The organism is Luteolibacter sp. Populi, assembly GCF_040801775.1.
GTDB lineage: Bacteria > Verrucomicrobiota > Verrucomicrobiia > Verrucomicrobiales > Akkermansiaceae > Haloferula.
Map to the genome: position 1 here is coordinate 5042130 of NZ_CP161812.1, position 19582 is coordinate 5061711.

Below are 19582 nucleotides of genomic sequence, written 5' to 3' on the forward strand. Positions count from 1 at the left end.
GCCTTCGTTTTGCTCTCACTCATGCAATCCCGTTTGTTGCGTTCGTTTCGTATCGCCTTCCTTGCCCTGCCGCTGGTTCTGCCCTGCGTCCGTGCGCAAGAATGGAAACCGCTTTTCAATGGCAAGGACCTCACCGGCTGGAGCGGCGATCCGCGGCTGTGGAAGGTGCAGCAGGGGGTCTTGACCGGCGAGACCGACGACGACAAAAAGAAGGTCGCGGCGAATACCTTCCTGATTTGGGAGGGCGGTGAGCCGGCGGACTTCGAAGTGGAATACAAGGCGCGCGTGAGCGGCAACAATTCCGGCCTGCAGTATCGCAGCAAGGTCGTGGACAAGGCGGCCTGGCTCGTCGGCGGCTACCAGATGGATTTGCATCCCGATGCGAAGTACCTGGGCATGCTTTATGAGGAGCGCGGCCGCGGCATCGCTTGCGAGAGCGGGCAACAGGTCGAGCTTGGTGCGACGCCGAAGGTGACGGGGCAATTCCAACGCCCTGCGACCAAGCTCGAGGACTGGAACGAGTACAAGGTGATCGCGAGCGGCGATACCCTTCAGCATTTCGTGAACGGCCAGCAGATCGCGGAGATCAAGGATGTGGATGCGGACCGCCGCGCTTTGAAGGGCGTATTGGCGCTGCAGCTTCACGCCGGGCCTGCGATGAAGGCGGAATTCAAGGATCTGCGGATCCGCGCGGTGGCTCCGGGCAAGGTGACGCCGCCCGCTGCCAAGGGCGCGAAGACCGCCGAGCCGCTGGCGAAATGGATCTGGCAGAATCCCAAGCCGGGCGACAACGAGAAGGCGTTCTTCCGCCGCGAGTTCGATCTTCCGAAAGACGTCACGGCAGCTTCGATCACCGTGACGGCCGACAACTGGCAGCGCGTTTGGGTCAACGGCAAGGAGTTGCCTTGGGGAAGCGATTGGGCGGTGCCGGGGAGCCATGATGTCGGCAAGCTGATCCGGCCGGGCGCCCGCAACGTGATAGCCGTGGAAGGGCGCAATCAGGGCGGTGCCGCGGCCATGGCCCTGCGCTTCAGCGCGACTTTCAAGGATGGCACGAAGAAGTTCATGGTTTCCGACGAAAGCTGGCTGGCGGGTATCGAGGGTTCCCGCGGCTGGCAGGAGGAGCGCTTCACCCACAAGGATTGGAAACCGGCGGTGGTGATCGCCACGATGGGCGATGAGCCGTGGGGCAAGATCATCGAACCGGAAGGCAGCAGCAACATGACCGCCGAGGATATGACTGCCGAGCTGGAGGTGGTGGACGGCTTCCGCGTCGAGCGTCTCTACAAGGTGCCGCAAGTGCAGGGCTCCTGGGTCGCGATGACGGTGGATGGGGCCGGCAAGCTGCTGTGCTCCGATCAATATGGGAAGATTTACAAGGTGGTGCCGCCGACGAAGCCGGACGAGCCGACGGTGGTGACGCCGACGGCGATTCCGCTGAGCGGTGCGCACGGGCTGCTGTGGCACGCGGGAGCGCTCTATGTGACGGTCAATGAAGGTAGCGACAAGGCCGGGGTGTATCGGGTGACCGACAGCGACCGCGATGGCGAACCGGACAAGCCGGAACTGCTCTTGGAAGTCGATGGTCGCGGCGAGCACGGTCCGCACGGCTTGGCGGCTTCGCCCGATGGCAAGTTCCTCTACTTCGTGGCCGGGAATTTCACGAACCTGCCGGAGATGAAGTCCTCGCTTCCGCCGAAGGTCTGGCAGGAGGACCAACTGCTGCCGCGCCGGCCCGATGCGAAGGGCCACGCCCATGACCGGATGGCACCGGGCGGCTGGATCGCCCGCATGAATCTGGCGGATTCGAAGTGGCAGCTCTTCGCGATGGGTTTCCGCAATTCCTACGACATGGCCTTCAACTGGAAGGGCGATCTCTTCGCCTACGATTCCGACATGGAGTGGGATCTCGGGATGCCTTGGTATCGCCCCACGCGGATCAACCACGTGGTGCCGGGGGCTGAATTCGGCTGGCGGAACGGTTCCGGTCCGTGGCCGCAATACTATGAGGATAGTATGTATAGCCAGCTCGACATGGGTCCGGGTTCGCCGACCGGGGTGCTGTCCGGCCGCGGCGCGAAGTTCCCGGAGAAATATCAGCGTGCGATTTACGCGCTGGACTGGACCTACGCGACGATCCACGCGATCCACCTGACCCCGGAAGGCCGCGGCTACAAGGCCGAGCGGGAAGACTTCATCGCGGGCAGCGGATTGCCGGTGACCGATGCCGTGATCGGCAAGGATGGCTCGATGTATTTCCTGACCGGCGGGCGCCGGACCGCCTCCGCGCTGTGGCGCGTGACTTACGACGGGGGCGAGGCGGTGAAGCCGGTGGCTTACGAAGCGAAGCCGCTGGAGCTTGAGAGCCTGGCCGGTTCGTGGGAGGGCATGGGCTCGCCCGACCGCTTGACGCGCTATGAATCGCGGCTCGCGGTCGAGACCGCGGGGCCCGCGGCGATTGCCAAGGAACTGGCGCGGGAAAGCGATCCGTGGCGGGCGATCAGCGGCGCGATGGCGCTGGCGCGCACCGGCAGCGCGTCGCAGCGCAAGCCGGCGCTCGAAGCCCTGAACGGCCTCGATTGGACCAAGCTGGACAAGCAGCAGCGGATCAACTGGCTGCGCGCCACCGGACTGGTCTTCGCGCGCCATGGCGAGCCTTCCGATACCGAGCGCGCCGCGGTGCTGGCGAAGATCAATGCCGCCTTCCCCGCGGACGACGCCGACCTCGATCGCGAATTGTGCCGCGTGCTGTCCTATCTCCAGGCACCCGGCATTGTCGGCCGCACCCTGTCCCTGATGGATACGACCGGCCCGGCGCTGGCACCGGATTGGCTGGATGTCGCCAAGCGCAATGCCAACTATGGCGCGACGGTCTCGCGGATGGTGGAGAACTTGCCGCCGGCACAGATCATCCACTACATCTACTGCCTGCGGGTGGTGAAGGGGCCGTGGTCGGTGGACGAGCGGAAGCGCTTCTTCGCTTGGTTCGACCGCCTCCTGAAGAAGAGCGGTGGCGAAAGCTACGCGGGGTTCATCAAGGATCTGCGCAACCAGACCCTGGCCACCTGCACCACGGAAGAGCGCGAGTGGATCGAGAAGCTTGCTCCCACCGTGATTCCTCATCCGCTGGCCGATCTGCCCCGTGTCACCGGTCCGGGTCGCGAATGGTCGACCGCGGAGATCGAGAGGCTGGCCAACGAAGGCTTGAGCGGCCGCGACAAGGAGAACGGCAAGAAGATGTATCAGGCTTCGCTTTGTGCGGCCTGCCACCGCTTCGGCGGCGAGGGCGGCTCGGCCGGGCCTGACCTCTCCGCGGTCGGCGGGCGTTTCAGTGTCAAGGATCTCGCGGAGGCGATTCTCGAGCCAAGCAAGGTCGTTTCGGATCAGTACGCGTTCGATACGATTACCAAGCGCGACGGCTCGCAGATCGTCGGCAAGTTGATCGAGGAGAAGGACGAGCACTGGATCGTCGCGACCAGCCCTTTCGACTTCAGTGCGACGATGGAAATCGAGCGCAACGAAATCAAGGAGATCAAGCCCTCGCCGATTTCGCCGATGCCGGCGGCCTTGGTGAACCGGCTGAATCCCGACGAATTGAAGGATCTGCTGGCTTATCTCTTGGGAAAGTGAGGTGAAGGAATGAAGACTACCGTCCTGTTTTCAGACGCGATCCGAGCCCCGCTGAGTGCCGGGGGAAGGGGTCCTGTCATTGCCTGTTTGGCGGCGTTCTTCGCTTCCGCGGCAGGTGCCGGAGCGGTGGACTTCGCCCATCAGGTGGTGCCCCTGATTCGCGAGCACTGTGGCAAATGCCACACGGGCGACGCGAAGAAGGGTGGCTTCTCGATGAACACCCGGGAGAGTCTGTTAGAGGGCTCGGAGAACGGGGCCGTGCTGGAAGCGGGGAAGGCGGACGACAGCCTGTTCCTGGAGGTGCTGCATTCGGACGACAAGAGCGACCGGATGCCGCCGAAGGGTGCCCGGGTTCCGGCCGAGCAGCTTGCCCTGCTGCGGGATTGGATCAACGAGGGTGTGACCTGGGAGCCCGGCTTTACCTTTGGCAAGGATGCCTACGAACCTCCCTTGAAGCCGCGCCGGCCGGAGATGCCGCCGGTGGCGGACGGCCGTGAACATCCGGTGGACCGGCTGGTCGATGCCTACTTCAAGGAGAACAAGATCGCGCGCCCGCAGCCGCTTGAGGATGCGGCCTTCATCCGCCGGCTTTCGCTCGATCTGGTGGGGTTGATGCCTTCGCCCGAGGAGGTGCAGGCCTTCGTGGCTGACACCGGCGCGGACAAGCGCGAGCGCCTGGTCACCGCGATCCTGGCGCGCGATACGGACTATGCCGAACACTGGCTGAGCTTCTGGAACGATCTTCTGCGGAACGACTATCAGGGGACCGGCTACATCGATGGCGGGCGGAAGCCGGTGACCAAGTGGCTTTATCAATCGCTGGTTTCCAACAAGCCTTATGACACGTTCGCCCGCGAGCTGCTGGCTCCGCCGAACGATGAATCGCGCGGCTTCATCGATGGCATCCAATGGCGCGGCAGCGTGAATGCCAGCCAGGTGCGGGAGGTGCAGTTCGCGCAATCGATCTCCCAGACTTTCCTGGGGCTGAACATGAAATGCGCTTCCTGCCACGACAGCTTCGTGGACCGTTGGAAGCTCGATCAGGCATACGGCTTGGCGGCGATCTATGCCAACGCACCGCTGGAGATCGCGCGCTGCGACAAGCCAACCGGCAAGATGGCCAAGGCCGGCTGGATCTTTCCCGAGCTCGGCGAGGTCGATGCCACCGCGCCGCAGCCGGAGCGCCTGAAGCAGCTTGCCGGGCTGATGACGCATCCGGACAACGGCCGCTTCACCCGCACGATCGTCAACCGTCTCTGGCACCGGCTGATGGGCCGCGGCATTGTCCATCCGGTGGATGCCATGGACACGGCCCCGTGGAGCGAGGATCTGCTCGACTACCTGGCGGTGCGCTTCACCGACGATGGCTACGATTTGAAGAAGGCGCTGGCGGTGATCGTCTCCTCGGAGGCTTACCAATCGCAGTGCGTGGCGGTCGAGCAGGGGAAGGATCCGAAGGTTTTCCGCGGGCCCTTGCAGAAGCGGATGAGCGCCGAGCAATTCGTGGATGCGGTGTGGAGTTTAACCGGCACCGCGCCCGAGAAGGCCGCACCTGGAGTGCCGCGCACGAAAGCCGGTAGCCCGGTGGCTTTGACCGCCAAGTGGATTTGGTCGGATGCCGGCGCTTCGGCATCGGCACCCGTGGGCGAGACCCTGGTGCTGGCCACCGAGGTCGAGCTGCCGGCTGCGCCGGTGGCGGTGCCCGCCGTCTTCATCGCCGACAACGAGGCGGAGGTCTACGTCAACGGCGTGAATGTCGCCAGCGAGAAGGGTTCGCCTTCCGGGCCGCAGAAGCGGCAGGTGGAGCTGGGCCATTTCCGCGCGGGGCGGAACACGCTGATGGTGGTCGCCCGCAACGGTGGCACGGCGCCGAATCCCGCCGGGGTGATTTTCGAAGCGCATGCCCGGATGGCGGATGGCAGGAAGATCGTGATCGCGAGCGGGGATTCCTGGAAGACCAGCGTGTCCTTGCCGGATTCCCGCGGTCGTTTCGTGAGGCCGCCGCGTGATTGGAAGCCTGCTGCCGAGCTGGCTTCGCCCGGAGTCTGGGACCGCTTTGTCGAGGGCTTGGCGGACGGGCTGGCACCTGCCGGCGAGAAGCCGATGGTGCGCGCCTCACTGGTGAATTGCGATCTGCTGATGCGGGCGCTCGGTCGACCGAACCGCGAGCAGATCGTCAGCATGCGGCCTGACAACATCACGACCCTGGAAGCCATCGACCTGGCGAATGGCGAAATCTTGGCGGGCCTGCTCCAGCACGGGGCGGAAGGCTTGGGCAAGGAGTCGATGCCCGCCGACAAGCTGGTCGAGACGGTCTTCCTGCGCGCCTTGGGACGCCGGCCCTCGGTCGCGGAGAAGGGTGTGCTGGTGCAGCAGATGGGAGCCCGTCCCTCGCGCCAATCGGTGGAGGACCTGCTGTGGCTGGTGCTGGTTTTACCGGAATTTCAATTCGTCCGCTGATTGCCATGAACGATCCTTTTCAAACCGCGGTGCCGACACGGCGTGCCTTCCTCAAGGCGCTCTCCGCTTCGAGTCTCGCCGCGGCGATGTCCGGCGCGCCGCGGGCTTTCGGTTCGGAGGAAGTGTTGCATCCGAAGGCGAAGGCGGACTGCTGCATCCTGCTGTGGATGGCGGGCGGGATGGCCGCGCCGGAGACCTTCGATCCCAAGGCTTACCTGCCCTTCTCGAAGGGCGCGCCGGTGGACAAGATCCTGAGCACCTTCCCGGCGATTAATACGACGTTGGATGGGGTCAAGATCAGCCAAGGGCTGGAAGAGATCGCCAAGCTGATGGATCGGGCGACCCTGATCCGCTCGCACGTCCAGCCGGACCTCGGCAGCATCCTGCACTCTCGGCATCAATATCACTGGCATACCGGCTACGTGCCGCCGCAGACCGTGGCGGCACCGCACATCGGTGCGTGGATGGCCCGCGTCCTCGGTCCGCGGAATCCGGTGATGCCGGCCTTCATCAATATCGGGCAGCGTCTCGAAGGGATCGGCGAGAGCGAGGAATTGAAGGCCTTCACCACGGCCGGCTTTTTCGGCTCGGAGTTCGGGCCATTCAATCTGCCCTATCCGGATGAAGCGGCGCGCTCGGTGCGACCGCCGGAGGGCATGGACGCCGGCCGCTTTACCAATCGTTACAAGCTCTACCGCAAGCTGGTGGATAGCCAGCCGGACCGCGACTTCATGAGCGACTACCAGCAGGAGTCGATGCTGCGCTCGCTGGAGAACGCGCACCGCCTGTTAGGCTCCAAGGAGAAGGAAGCCTTCGACCTGACGCGCGAGTCGAAGGAGGTGCTGGATGCCTATGGCAAGGGGCGCTTCGGCCGCGGTTGTCTGCTGGCGCGGCGGCTCGCGGAGTCCGGGGCGCGCTTCATCGAGGTGACGACCGAATACATTCCTTTCATCCACTGGGATACCCACGAGAACGGTCACGAAACGGTGGTGAAGCTCAAGGAGGAGATCGACCGCCCGATCGCGCGGCTGATCCGGGACCTCGAAGAGCGCCGGATGCTCGACCGCACCCTGGTCATCATCGCCAGCGAATTCAGCCGGGACATGATGATCGAGGGCGTGCCCGGGTCGGTGGCGAAGGACCAGGCGCGAGTGAAGTCCGATACGCTGGAGAACATGACCCACTACGGCCTGCACCGGCATTTCACCGGTGGGTCATCGGTGGTGATGTTCGGCGGCGGGATGAAGAAGGGCTACGTGCACGGTGCCACCGCAGATGAACGGCCGCTGGTGGCGGTCAAGGATCCGGTGAGCATTTCCGATTTGCACGCGACGATTTTCACCGCCATGGGCATTAGCCCGAAGAGCGTCTACGACGTGGAAAAGCGGCCCTTCTACGCCACCGAGGACGGCAAGGGCAAAGCGGTTGAGAAGGTGGTGGCTTGAAGAGCGCCGGGTCGGGACAGCTCGGCTACTACGGGCCCGGATTGAATGAGTGCGGAATACTCCCGCAAAATACCGGCGGGTTTTGCTTGGGGCCGATTTTTGGCACGGACTTAGAATCCAATTTGATCCGCTTACGCCAAAGCCGTGCCTAATTTGTCACAAGCTACCTGATAGATTTCCCTTCGGTCCTGCGGCATGCGCCGTGATTGGAGGAACTCTTGAACCCCCCGGCGGAAACCCAAACCCCGCTGTGGCTCCGGTGCGCGTTAACTGAAAACAACCCATGAAATCCTATTTACCAACCCTCCTCGCGGTGGCCTTCGCGGTGCCGGTGGTGTCTGCCGAGACGCTGCTGTTTTCCGACAACTTTGATATAGGGGATGCTCCAAACTTCGACACGTCCTCCCAGACCGGTCGCCGCAGCGGTACCTTGGCCGCGGACGTCTTCCTGCGCTCGGCCCAGTTCCAGCATAATATCACGGCAAATCAGTTTAAATTCGGAGCCCCGGGCCGGACCCGTTTCGAGAACGCCGCGGGTTGGTACAATTGGGCCTCAGCAAGCTCGGGGCCGGCCATCCTCGCCGCCGGCGGGATTCGGGTCAGCTTCGATTGGATCCCGCTTAATACCACTACCACCAACTGGATTTCCTTCGATACCGGCTTTCAGGGAAGCGGTGCCGGCGAGCCTGGGACCCGGGTGGTCGATGTGCAGACCGACTACGGATTCCTGTTCCGCAACAACGGCGGGACGGAGCGTTGGGATAACGGCACGAACCGGCTCGCTGCCGGCAGCTTTACCCCGGTGGCAACCAATCGCCATGTCGTCATCGACTACGGCTTCCCCAGCTTTGCGAACGGCACGACTGTTAAGGTCAGAATTTCCGTGAATGACGTCGTGTTGACGGGCAGCACCGTCGGCGGTGTCGCTGTTCCCTACGAAACCTTCTTTTGGGACAATAACGACGGTACACTCCATATGGAGCTGGGTGCCAACGAGGGCGGGCATCTGATCGACAACTATTCCGTTTCCACCATACCGGCAATTTTCGACGTGACGACGGACCAGACCGTTTTCAGTTCGGGGCTGGCGCCGAATGGCTTGGTCGCGAATTTGGTCGGGTCCACGTTCGGGAATGGTCCGGAAGCCTCGACCTTCGCCTTGGTCGCCGGGGACGGTGATATCGACAATGCGAGGTTCAAGATCAATGGCAGCCGGATCGAACCCAATAGCGATTTCATCAACGACCCCAACGGCGCGCCCTACAGCATCCGCGTGCAAGCTACCGGCACCGTCAGCGGCGGCACGCAAACCAAGTCACTCACACTCACCTTATTCAATGACGATGACTTGGACGGGCTGCTCGACGACTGGGAGTTGAACTTTGTCGAAAACCTCACCGACCTCAACGGTTTGGGAGACGGCACCGGCAGCGGGGCAGGCAGCGGCGATTTCGACAACGACGGGGTTCTGGATCTGGAAGAGTATAACTACAGCAAAGGGCCCTACCCTGACATCAGCCCCGTGCTCGCGGATACCGATGGTGACACCCTGAACGATGCCGATGAACTCGCCGGCGCTGAATTCCGCGGTCCGACCAACCCCACGCTTGCGGATACGGACAAGGATGGCTTGAGCGACCTGGTCGAGACCAGCCTCAACACCTACATCAGCCCGACCGAAACCGGCTCGAATCCGGTGGAACCGGATTCGGATACGGACGGCGCCCGGGACGGCTACGAGGTGGAGAAGGGGACCAACCCCGTCAGTCCCACATCGCGACCGGCCCTGCCTGCGGCGTTCGCGCTCGTGGAACTCACCGATGACGCCAGCAGCGGTATCGATAGCACCAAGAATTACACCCACGCCATCAGCGGCGGCGGTGCCGCGGAGATCAACGGGGTAACCTTGTCGGTGCTGGATAACACCCCGGCGAACATTCCTCCGAATTTCACTTGGACCGTGGGCCAAGGAAACAAAGGGAGTATCGCGGGCAACAACGGAGACTGGGACCCGGCGCTCGGCAACGTGACCGGAGAGGGCTTGCTTCAGATGCTCGGCAGCTTCGCCTTCGGCGCGAATGGCGATGCCGGCCTGATCCAGACCTACACCTTGAACGGCTTGGTGGTCGGCGAGCCCTACGAGCTGAAGTTCTTCATCCGCAAATGGGATACGGAGGGCAGCGGACGTCCGAATGATCTTGCATTCATCAACGGTGAAACGACCGATATTCCGTTTGGCGGCTTGCTTGAAGACCGCCCGGGAATCGTCCTCCAGAATGGGAATGACAATTCGGCGTACTACCTCCGCTACAACTACGTGGCGCAGGACACCAAGCTCGTCATCCAAGCCGGTCCCCATATCAGCGCTTCTGTCGCCAGCGGTGCCTTCCACTTGTATGGTCTGACCAATGAAGGGCCGTCCGGAATTCCCGTGGTTTTTGCGGTGACCTCCGTCGTCCGCAATGTCGGTAATGAGGTGGTCATCGACTTCACCGGTGCTCCGAATACCGAGTATGAGGTGACCAAGTCGGGCGACCTCGCCACGGCGTTTGCGTCGCTGGTCCCGCCGCTGATGGTGACGACCAACGCCTCCGGAGCGGGTCAGGTCACAGTGCCAGCGGCCGCGGCCGCGGAGTCCAAAGGTTTCTATCGGATCGAAGAATGATGCTTCCTGCAATCCGATGAGTTCCAAGGCTCCGCGACTCCCATGTCGCGGGGCCTTTCCTCCAATAGCGGTTCGTGGAAATTGGCATCGAATTGGAATGCAATTCCATGGCCAAGCCCTCCCGCTTCGAGGAAACCCATGGATGGAAATCGATTCCAACCCTATCGCCGACCGGGGGTGAAAAAGTTCCGGACCCGGCCTGCACGATTCTCCCAAAACCAAACCCAAGCCTATGAAACCTATCCCGACTTCCACGGGGGCCCTGCCAAGGTATCTCCTTGCCTCGCTGCTCCTGTCCTCCTTTCCGGCCCTCGCGCAATCAATCCCGAATCCGAGCTTCGAGACCGATACCTTTCCGAATGGAGTGGGCTACATTTCGGCGAACACTCCGATCACTGGTTGGACTGGCAGTCCGACCAACAGGGTCGGATTGAATCCTTCGTCTTCATCGCCCTTCGCCGACAACGGTTTGATTCCGGAGGGGGCCAAGGTCGCCTTTATCCAAGGTGCTAGCACCGGCCCGTCCACACTCAGCACCACGATCACCGGCTTGACCCCCGGCACCACCTACCACGTGGGCTTCCGGGCCACCACCCGCAGCAACTCGCCCGTGGCGGACAATCCCGCGGGCAACAGCTATCCCGGGAACGCTCCCTTTCTCAATTTCTCCACCAATGGGACGGGCTTGTCCGTGTCCGCCCAGGTCCAGCGGGTCCAGCCGACCAATGCCCTGCCGAAGCTGCCCTACCGCTTCCTGGGCTATGACTTCACCGCCACGGCGAGCAGTCACGTGATGACGCTGACGAATGCCAAACTCGCGGACCACACGGTGGTGGTAGACGACTTCAAGATCGCGGCCTCGACCGGGGCATGGGCGACCAAGGCGTGGACCGGGGATCAGCCCGAGTTCTTCGATGCGGCCTACCCCTACACCCATGCTTACAACTTCAATGGCGGATATTTGAACATCAACAACGTGCCCTTCGTGGGAACCGGCTTGGGGCAGCCGGGATTCTTCTTGACCGGCTTTACTAAAGTTCATCTCGGCCCGGGTGCCGCGGATAACCTGGTAACGGGTACCAGCAAATTGCTGGCCACTCCTTTTTTCTATGATGGCAGCCCGTCGATCACGGTCCAAAACCTGAAGCCGAATACCCAGTATGTGGCCAGCATCTACGGGATCGGTTGGGACGCTCAGACCCCTACTCCCTACCACCGGGCCGCGACCTTCAGCAGCAGCCTGGGAGGTGAGCATCACACGGTGAACCTGAATCAATTCGGCAGGGGCAACGGGTTGATCGTCGAATACCGCTACACTACGGATGCGACCGGTACCCCGGTGACGATCTCGTATCCGCCCCTGTCCCCTTCGGCAGGAACCTTCCACACCGCCGGCTTCAGCAACCGCGAGGCGATCGCCTCGACCCCTGCGAACCAGTGGGTGACGGCAAGTTGGAATGAGGACGAGAGCTCCGGGCTCAGTCCGAACCATCTGTACACCCACGCCTTCAAGTTCGGGGCCGCCACGAATTTCAACGTGAACGGCGTGAACTTCACCGGCGTGGCCGGAGCGAATCCGGGAGGGAGCGGCTTGACCACATCAGGGCTTCCCAACACCTATCTCGGTGATGACAACGAGGTGACGGGCTATTCCACGCCCTTGGCGCGCGATTTCGTCTACGGCGGTTTCCCCACGAACTATAATTTGAGCGGGCTGACACCCGGGCAGAGCTATGTTTTCACTCTCTACTCGGTCGGATGGAGCGACGGCCTCCGCGAAGCGGTCCTCACGGGGCCTGGAAGCGGGAGGGAGACTCACAATCAAACGGAGTTCGGCGACAACGGCGGCATCCGCTTCGAATACACCTACACCGCTCCCGCCACCGGCGTTGCGAACTTCTCCCTGTTCGGTCGCGATGGTGTGAAGTCGATTCACAACTACGGGATGAGCAACCGCGAGGCGGATGCCTTCGTGAACAAGGGACCGGAGATGACGCTGCACCCGACGGGTGGAGAGGTTGCTGTCGGTGCCACCTTCGCCCTGCACTCCGAGGCGATCGGCAGTGCCGGGATGACATATCAGTGGAAGAAGGGGGTCAACGACGTCCCCGGTGGCAACAGTCCGGTGCTGACGCTCGAAGATTTCGGCCCGGGGCACGTGGGTAGCTACACCCTGGTAATCACCAACGATTTCGGCTCGGTAACCAGCGACCCCGCCATTCTGACCCTGACCGACAATGTGCCGAATGACCTCAGCACGGGGATGGGCTACGACGGCCAGCCGCTTGCCGCGGGCCAGATCGATCCGACCTTCAAGATCATCTCCAATCCTGACAACCCCGAGTCCGAGACGGCCTACGTGCAGTCGAACGTTCCGACGGCGTGGATTGCCAATAGCACCACCTCCAAGTGGATCGGACCCCGGGTCGACACGGCCCTGGCGGCGGGTGCTCCTGCGCTCGATACCGAAGTGGCCGGCACCTACGTCTACCGGACCACGCTGGATCTGACCAACTTCGACCTGAGCACGGTGAAGGTCACCGGCAGGTGGTCGTCGGACAACATCGGCACGGAAATCCGGGTCAACGGGACGCCGGTGGGCTTCGCGAATACGGTCGGCAACACCTTCGCGGCCTACGTTCCCTTCGCCATCAACAATGGCGCGTTCCCGGGTCTGCTGACCGGCGGGGTCAACACCTTCGACTTCGTGGTGAACAACGCTACGAACGGCTTCACCGGCCTGAGGCTCGATGGCTTCACCGCCACCGGGAATCTGCCCCCGAACACGCCACCGCACATCGCGGTCCAACCGGCATCCATCACCGCCACCCACCGCCTTCCAGTGGTCCTGGGCGTGGGGGTCAGCGCTTCCTCACCGATCACCTATCAGTGGTATAAGGGAACCGATCCGATTCCGGATGAGACCCTGCCTTACCTCTCGGTTCCGATTGAGGACCTTACCGCCGGTGGCAGCTTCAAGGTCCGCGTGACGTCGGGCACGAGCGTGGATAGCGACATCGCCGTGGTGACGGTAGGCAACGCGATTCCGGTGGTGGTTCCCGATCTGCTGGCAACGCCCAAGGATACGCCGCGGGGAATTGCGCCCTCCCTCGACCTGATCGACGACGACACCGATCCGGACAACGATCCCGTGTTCTTCAACGGCTTCATGGCGGAGACAGCCGAGGGTGGCACGGTCACTCAGTTTGAGGACGAACTCACCTACACCCCGCCGGACGGCTTTGAAGGGGTCGATACTTTCACCTACACGGTGAACGACGGCCTCTGGGGCGGGATCTCGGCACCGGGTACCGTTTCCATCACGGTGGGAAATGCGGCGGCCGCCGTCCCAGTGAACCTCACGCTGGCGTTCGTCGGCGGCGATGTGGTCACGAGCTTCACCGGCTCCCCCGGCAGCAGCTACACGCTGCAGCGTTCGCTGACCTTGGGCAATGACTGGACGGACGTCGATACGGACACCGCGGCCGCGGTGACCGGTGCGGTGGCACTCACCGATCCGGATCCGCCTGCCGGAAAGGCCTTCTACCGGATCTCGTACGTTGTGCCCTAAGTTCCAACTGCCCTAAGTTCCAACTTCCGGACCTGCCAAATCACGGCTCCGCGAGCGACCGCAAGGGCGTTCGCGGAGCCGATTTTCTCATCATGATTCTCCGCCCGCTGTTTCACCCGTTTTTCGTTGTCGCGCTGCTCGCGTTTCCCCGGCTGTGGGCGGATACGCCCGATGCGGTGGTGACGATCAACGAGATCCACTACAATCCGCTGCTTACCCAGGATGCGGAGTGGGTCGAACTGCACAACCAGATGGCGGTGAACGTCGACATCTCCGGCTGGTCGTTGGGCGACGGTGTGACGTTCAAGATCCCGGCGGGCATCGTAATTCCTGGCGGCGGCTACCGGATCATCGCGAAGACTCCCGGCCATGCATCGCTGGCGGGGATTCCCGGGGTGCTCGGGCCCTTTGCTGGCAATCTTTCCAACTCGGGCGAAACGATCGACCTGCTGAATTCCAGCGGACGTCTGATGGACCGGCTCGAGTATTCCGATAGCGGTGACTGGCCGGTGGCGGCGGATGGCGCAGGGGCCACGCTGGCCAAGCGCAAGCCCGGTCTGGCCGCGGCGAACCCCGCGAACTGGCGCGCGAGCCTGGCCCCGGGCGGCTCACCCGCGACGGTGAATTTTCCTTCTCTCGATCAGCCGATCAGCCATGCCCTCGCCGATCAGAATTCCACCTGGCGGTTCTATGACGCCGTGTCTGCTCCTCCGGCCAATTGGAACAGCGCCGCCTTCGCCGATGCCGGCTGGCAGCAGGGCCTTCCTTCCTTCGGCTCACCGTCCACGACTCCTTCGCTCATCGTCACCGCCACTCTCAACGAACGTTTCCGTGCGGGGGCACTCACCGGTTTGGTGGACGGCGCGGCCTTCACCACCTGGCCGGATACCGCGACCGGCGACGGGGCCTCTCAGGACGCGACGGAGGCTGGCGATCCGCGCTACGAGACGAATGCGACTCCCACGGGGCAGCCCGCCGTGAGCTTCGATGGCACCGACGAGTTCCGCACCACGGCCTCGCCGGGCATCGGCCCGACATCGGGCTTCGTCTACTTCGTGGTCTGCAAGGCCAGCGTGCCTCCCGATAACGGCGGGGTCGCCGATGGGAATGGCGACTACATCTTCGACCGCGACATCTCGGTGAGTGACCCGCCGCTGTTCTCGCTGAAGGCGGACGGTGGTCGCTACGGACTCCAGACCCGCTACGACAACAATACGGGAATCGGCGGTCCGGTCTCGACCACTGCGATCTCCCAGACCCAATTCCAGATCGTCGCGGTGAGGCGGAATCCGGCACTGGGCCGTTTTGAAATCTGGGTGGATGGCACACTGGAAGGCACCTCGCCTGACAATGGATCTTCACTCACGCCTCAACCGATCGTGATCGGTTGCCACGCCAACAATTCGAATGCCGGCTTCAAGGGCGAGATCGCCGAGCTGCTGATCTATCGCAATGAGCTGTCCGATTCGGAGTTCCAGTCGGCAGGTGCCTACCTGGAAGCGCAGTATGGCCTTGATACCGCGTTTCCGGATTCACCGGTGCAGACTCCGATCTCCGCGACCGCATCGACTTCCTACTATCGCCGTAGTTTCACGTTCACGGGCGATCCTTCGCGAACGGTGCTGAAGCTGAATCACACCACTGCCGATGGTGCGGTGTTTTATCTCAATGGCCAGGAGCTGACGCGGACGAACATGCCGGGAGGAGCGCCCGGCCACGCCACGTCCGCGGTCTCGGATCAAGTCGTGCCGGTGTCCTCGGGCTTGCAGACGGTTCCTTCCCCGGCGCTGGTCGCGGGCACCAACGTGCTGGGTGTCTCCGTTCATACCGGGGCCTCGGATAATACGGCGTATTTTTCGGCGGAACTCCAGGGTCTCGAGTCGCCGGTCGATCCCAATGCATCTCCGGCGCTGCAGTTGAACGAGATCGCGGCGGCTTCGGCCCCCGGCTTCTTTATCGAGCTCCGCAATCCGGGTGCGGTCCCGGCCTCCACGGCGGGCTTCTCGCTGGAAGTGATCGGCTCGCTGGCTGCGAGCTTCGCATTACCGGCAGCCTCCGTGCCGGCGGGTGGAGTGGTCCAGTTCACCGAGACGCAACTCGGCTTCCGTCCCGCGGCGGGGGACAAGGTGATCCTGCGCAGTCCCGGCGGCTCGCTGGCGGATGTGCAGGCTGCGGACAGCGTGCTGCGCGGTGCTTCGGAACTGTGGCCGGGGCGCTGGCTCTTCCCATCCTCACCCACGCCCGGAGCCGCGAATGCGATCACGCTCCAGCAGGACATCGTGATCAACGAGATCTGCTACCATGCCCCGGAACTCTCCCCGGCGAGCGACGACAAGCAGTGGCTCGAACTCTACAATCGCGGGGCTTCGCCCGTGAACCTTGCGGGTTGGAGCTTCGGATCCGGGATTGAATTCGAGTTCGCTCCTGGAACCGTGATCGCTGCCGGCGGCTATCTGGTGGTGGCGAAGGATCCCTCGGGCCTTCTGACGAATTTCCCCGGGATCAGCATCGTCGGTCCCTACGATTCCAGTTTGGCGGGGAGCGGCGAACGTATCCTTTTGTTAGATGCAGCGGGCAATCCCGCCGATGACGTTTCCTACATCGATGGCGGGCGCTGGCCGGGAGCCGCGGATGGCGAGGGGTCCACCTTGGAGCTGCGGGATCCGCGCTCGGACAATTCTCTGCCCGAGGCATGGGCGGCGAGCAACGAGAGCGCCCGCCGCTCGTGGCAGACCTATACCTATCGGGTTACCGCGGCATCCAGCAGCGTGGGTCCGGATGGCCAGTGGCGCGAGTTCGTCCTCGGGATGCTTGATAGCGGCGATGTGCTGCTGGACGACATCACCGTGACGGAGCGGCCGGGCGTGGCACCGGTGGCGATGATCAACGGCGGCGATTTCCAAAATGGCCTCCCGGGATGGCGCTTCCTTGGCAATCATCGCCACGCCGGGATCGTGCCGGATCCGGATGCGCCGGGCAACATGGTGCTCTACCTCAGTTCCAAGGGGCCGACCGAGCACATGCATAACCACGTCGAGACCACCTTGGCCGCCGGACGGTCGGTGACGAACGGCTGGGAATACGAGATCTCGTTCCGCGCCCGCTGGCTGAGCGGTTCGAATCTGATCAACACGCGGCTCTACTTCAACCGCGCCGCCAAAACCACGGCCCTCTCCCGCACCGACGACCCCGGCACGCCGGGCGGTGCGAATTCCACGGCGCTTGCCAATGCCGGGCCTTCCTTCGCGCATTTCTCGCACTCGCCGGTGGTGCCATCGCCCGGTGAAGCGGTCGTGGTGACCACGCGCGCTATTGATCCGGACGGTCTCGGGGCTTTCACGCTGCGCTATTCCGTGGACGGGGCCGCTCCTGTCGCCGTGGCAATGGCGGCAGGGAGTGACGGCACGACCTTCACGGGCACCATTCCCGGCCAGTCGGCGGCGAAGGTGGTACGATTCTGGGTCTCCGGCAACGATGCGGCTCTTACTCCCGCGACCTCGACATTTCCCGCGGATGGCGCTGACTCGCACGCGCTCTATCAGGTCAACGACAGCCTCGCCGCCACCAACGGCCGCCACAACCTGCGGATCATCATGGCTCCCGCCGACGAGGCCCTGCTCTACCAGCTCAACAATGTGATGAGCAACGAACGGCTCGGATGCACGGTGATTTACGATGAGCGGGAGACCTACTACGATGTGGGCGTGCGCTTGAAGAGCAGCCAGCGCGGGCGTGCGCAGCCGAACCGGGTCGGGTATAACATCGGCTTCAATCGCGATCAGCTCTTCCGCGGTGTCCATCGCACGGTCTCGGTCGACCGCTCGGAAGGGCAGTCGCCCGGTTGCCAGGAGATCCTCTACGATCACATGATGTATGCCAGCGGCAGCGTGCCCGCGGAATACAATGACCTCTGCAAGGTCATCGCACCTAATCCGGCTCACAGCAGCTCCGCCATCCTGCAAATGGCCCGCTATGGCGATGTCTTCCTCGACTCCCAGTTCGCGAACGGCGGGGATGGCACCTCCTACGAATACGAGCTGATCTACTATCCGCTGACCACGGACGCGAATGGCTACAAGCTGCCGGAGCCGGACAACGTCGTCGGCACCGACATCAGGGACCTTGGCGACAACAAGGAGAACTACCGCCACAATTTCCTGATCGAAAACAACGAGGACAAGGATGACTACTCGCGGATCGTCGCGATGGGCAAACAGTTCCAGAAATCTGGAGCCGCTTTCGAGGCCGGCCTCACGGATATCATCGATATCGACCAGTGGTTGAGGGCGCTCGCTTGTTCCTGCGCCAGCGGGGCGGGGGACTCCTTCTTCGCGAATGCCAACCACAACGGGATCTTCTACGCGGGAATCGACGGGCGGGTGCTCTACTTCCCGCACGACATGGACTTCTCCTTCAGCGCGACCCGGGACATTTACGAAAACTCGGAGTTGCAGAAGATCATCGCGAATCCCCTGCGCGAACGGATCTACCTCGGCCATCTCCACGACATTTGCACGCGCGTCTTCAATCAGGACTACATGCAGCCGTGGACCACCCATTACGGAAGCCTCTTGCCGGGCGAGGACTTCGGCGGCCATCTCAACTACATTACCACCCGGTCGAATTATATCTTGGGTCAGGTGAATTCGAAGCTGGCGGAAGTCCCCTTCGTCATCAGCACGAACGGGGGGCTAACTTCCCCACGGGCACGAGTCCGGTGACGCTTGAGGGAACCGGCTGGGTCGATGTCCGGGACATCCGGCTCGCCGGATCCACCGCGCCGTTGCAGGTCACTTGGACCACGAAAACCACTTGGCAGATCTCCGTGCCGCTCGGTGTCGGTGCGAATCTGATTACGCTCGAAGCCTTGAACTTCGCCGGTGAGATGGTCCACAGCGATAGCATCACGGTCACCAATACCGGGAATATCCAGGTGCCCACGCCGGCCATGCTCGTCGTCTCCGAGATCTATTACAATCCTCCGGGCAGCGTCGAAACGACGGAGTATATCGAGCTGATGAATGCGTCTTCCACCATCACGCTCGATCTCAGCAATGTGAATTTCGCTGCCGGGCTGGACTTCACTTTCCCCGGTGGCGCGACGCTGGCCCCCGGCGCACGGACACTGGTCGTCAAGGACGTCGCCGCCTTCACGACAGCCTTCGGCAGCGGCAAGCCGATTGCAGGGACCTTCCCGGCCGCGTTCAATCTCGACAACGGCGGCGGCGCGATCCTTCTCCGCCGTGCGGATGGCTTTGTCCTGCATTCCTTCGAGTACAAGGATGATCCGCCTTGGCCGGTCGAGGCCGATGGCGACGGCTACTCGCTGGTGCTAGTGAATCCCCGCGCGAATCCGGACCATGACAATGGGCTGAACTGGCGGGCGAGCGTGGTGGCCGGCGGTAGCCCCGGTGGCTCGGACTCGCAGAGCTATGCCGAATGGAAGGTGGCCAATGGCAACCCTGCGGACGATGACGACTTGGACGGCGACGGGATGAGCACGCGCCTGGAGTATTTCCTCGGAGGAAATCCGGCGCTGGCGGAGCAAGACCTGGCTCCGATGATTTTCCGGGAGGAGGACGGCTCCTTCATCATGTTGGTCGCCCGCAGCGCATCGGCGGAGGATGTCATGCCCGTTCCGCAGCTCTCCACGAACCTTGCGGTGTGGGGTGACGCGGAGGACGCCGAGTTCCTCGCGACAGAGCGCCTGTCCGGAAGTCCGGCGAAGGATCTGCTGACCTTCCGGGTGGTGCCGCCGCCCGGGGCACTGCAGTGCTTCGTGCGCTTCTCCTTCGGGCCTTGAGCTTGTGA

General features: G+C 63.0%; 7 protein-coding genes. All 7 read left to right on the forward strand.

What is annotated here, in order from left to right; all coding sequences use genetic code 11:
- Positions 1-21 precede the first annotated feature (21 nt).
- The 7 genes from ABWK72_RS20445 (at position 22) to ABWK72_RS20475 (ending at position 19574) form a co-directional block, all read left to right on the forward strand.
- Positions 22-3630 carry a family 16 glycoside hydrolase gene (locus ABWK72_RS20445; protein ID WP_367871433.1) on the forward strand — a complete coding sequence of 1203 codons (3609 nt, stop codon included), beginning with the start codon at positions 22-24 and terminating at the stop codon, positions 3628-3630.
- Between the two features lie 9 nt (positions 3631-3639).
- Positions 3640-6090 carry a DUF1549 domain-containing protein gene (locus ABWK72_RS20450; RefSeq protein WP_367871434.1) on the forward strand — a complete coding sequence of 817 codons (2451 nt, stop codon included), beginning with the start codon at positions 3640-3642 and terminating at the stop codon, positions 6088-6090.
- 5 nt (positions 6091-6095) lie between these two features.
- Positions 6096-7535, forward strand: coding sequence for a DUF1501 domain-containing protein (locus ABWK72_RS20455; protein ID WP_367871435.1), 1440 nt, complete (start codon positions 6096-6098; stop codon positions 7533-7535).
- A gap of 283 nt (positions 7536-7818) precedes the next feature.
- Positions 7819-10200 carry a hypothetical protein gene (locus tag ABWK72_RS20460; protein ID WP_367871436.1) on the forward strand — a complete coding sequence of 794 codons (2382 nt, stop codon included), beginning with the start codon at positions 7819-7821 and terminating at the stop codon, positions 10198-10200.
- A gap of 232 nt (positions 10201-10432) precedes the next feature.
- Positions 10433-13771, forward strand: a complete 3339-nt coding sequence (locus ABWK72_RS20465) for an Ig-like domain-containing protein (protein ID WP_367871437.1) — start codon at positions 10433-10435, stop codon at positions 13769-13771.
- 92 nt (positions 13772-13863) lie between these two features.
- On the forward strand, positions 13864-18492 hold the full coding sequence (locus ABWK72_RS20470) for a lamin tail domain-containing protein (protein WP_367871438.1): 4629 nt from the start codon (positions 13864-13866) through the stop codon (positions 18490-18492).
- The gene (locus ABWK72_RS20475) at positions 18489-19574 is read left to right on the forward strand and encodes a lamin tail domain-containing protein (RefSeq protein ID WP_367871439.1); all 1086 of its coding nucleotides are present in this window, start codon (positions 18489-18491) and stop codon (positions 19572-19574) included. Before ABWK72_RS20470 ends, ABWK72_RS20475 begins: the two co-directional genes overlap by 4 nt.
- Positions 19575-19582: the final 8 nt, after the last annotated feature.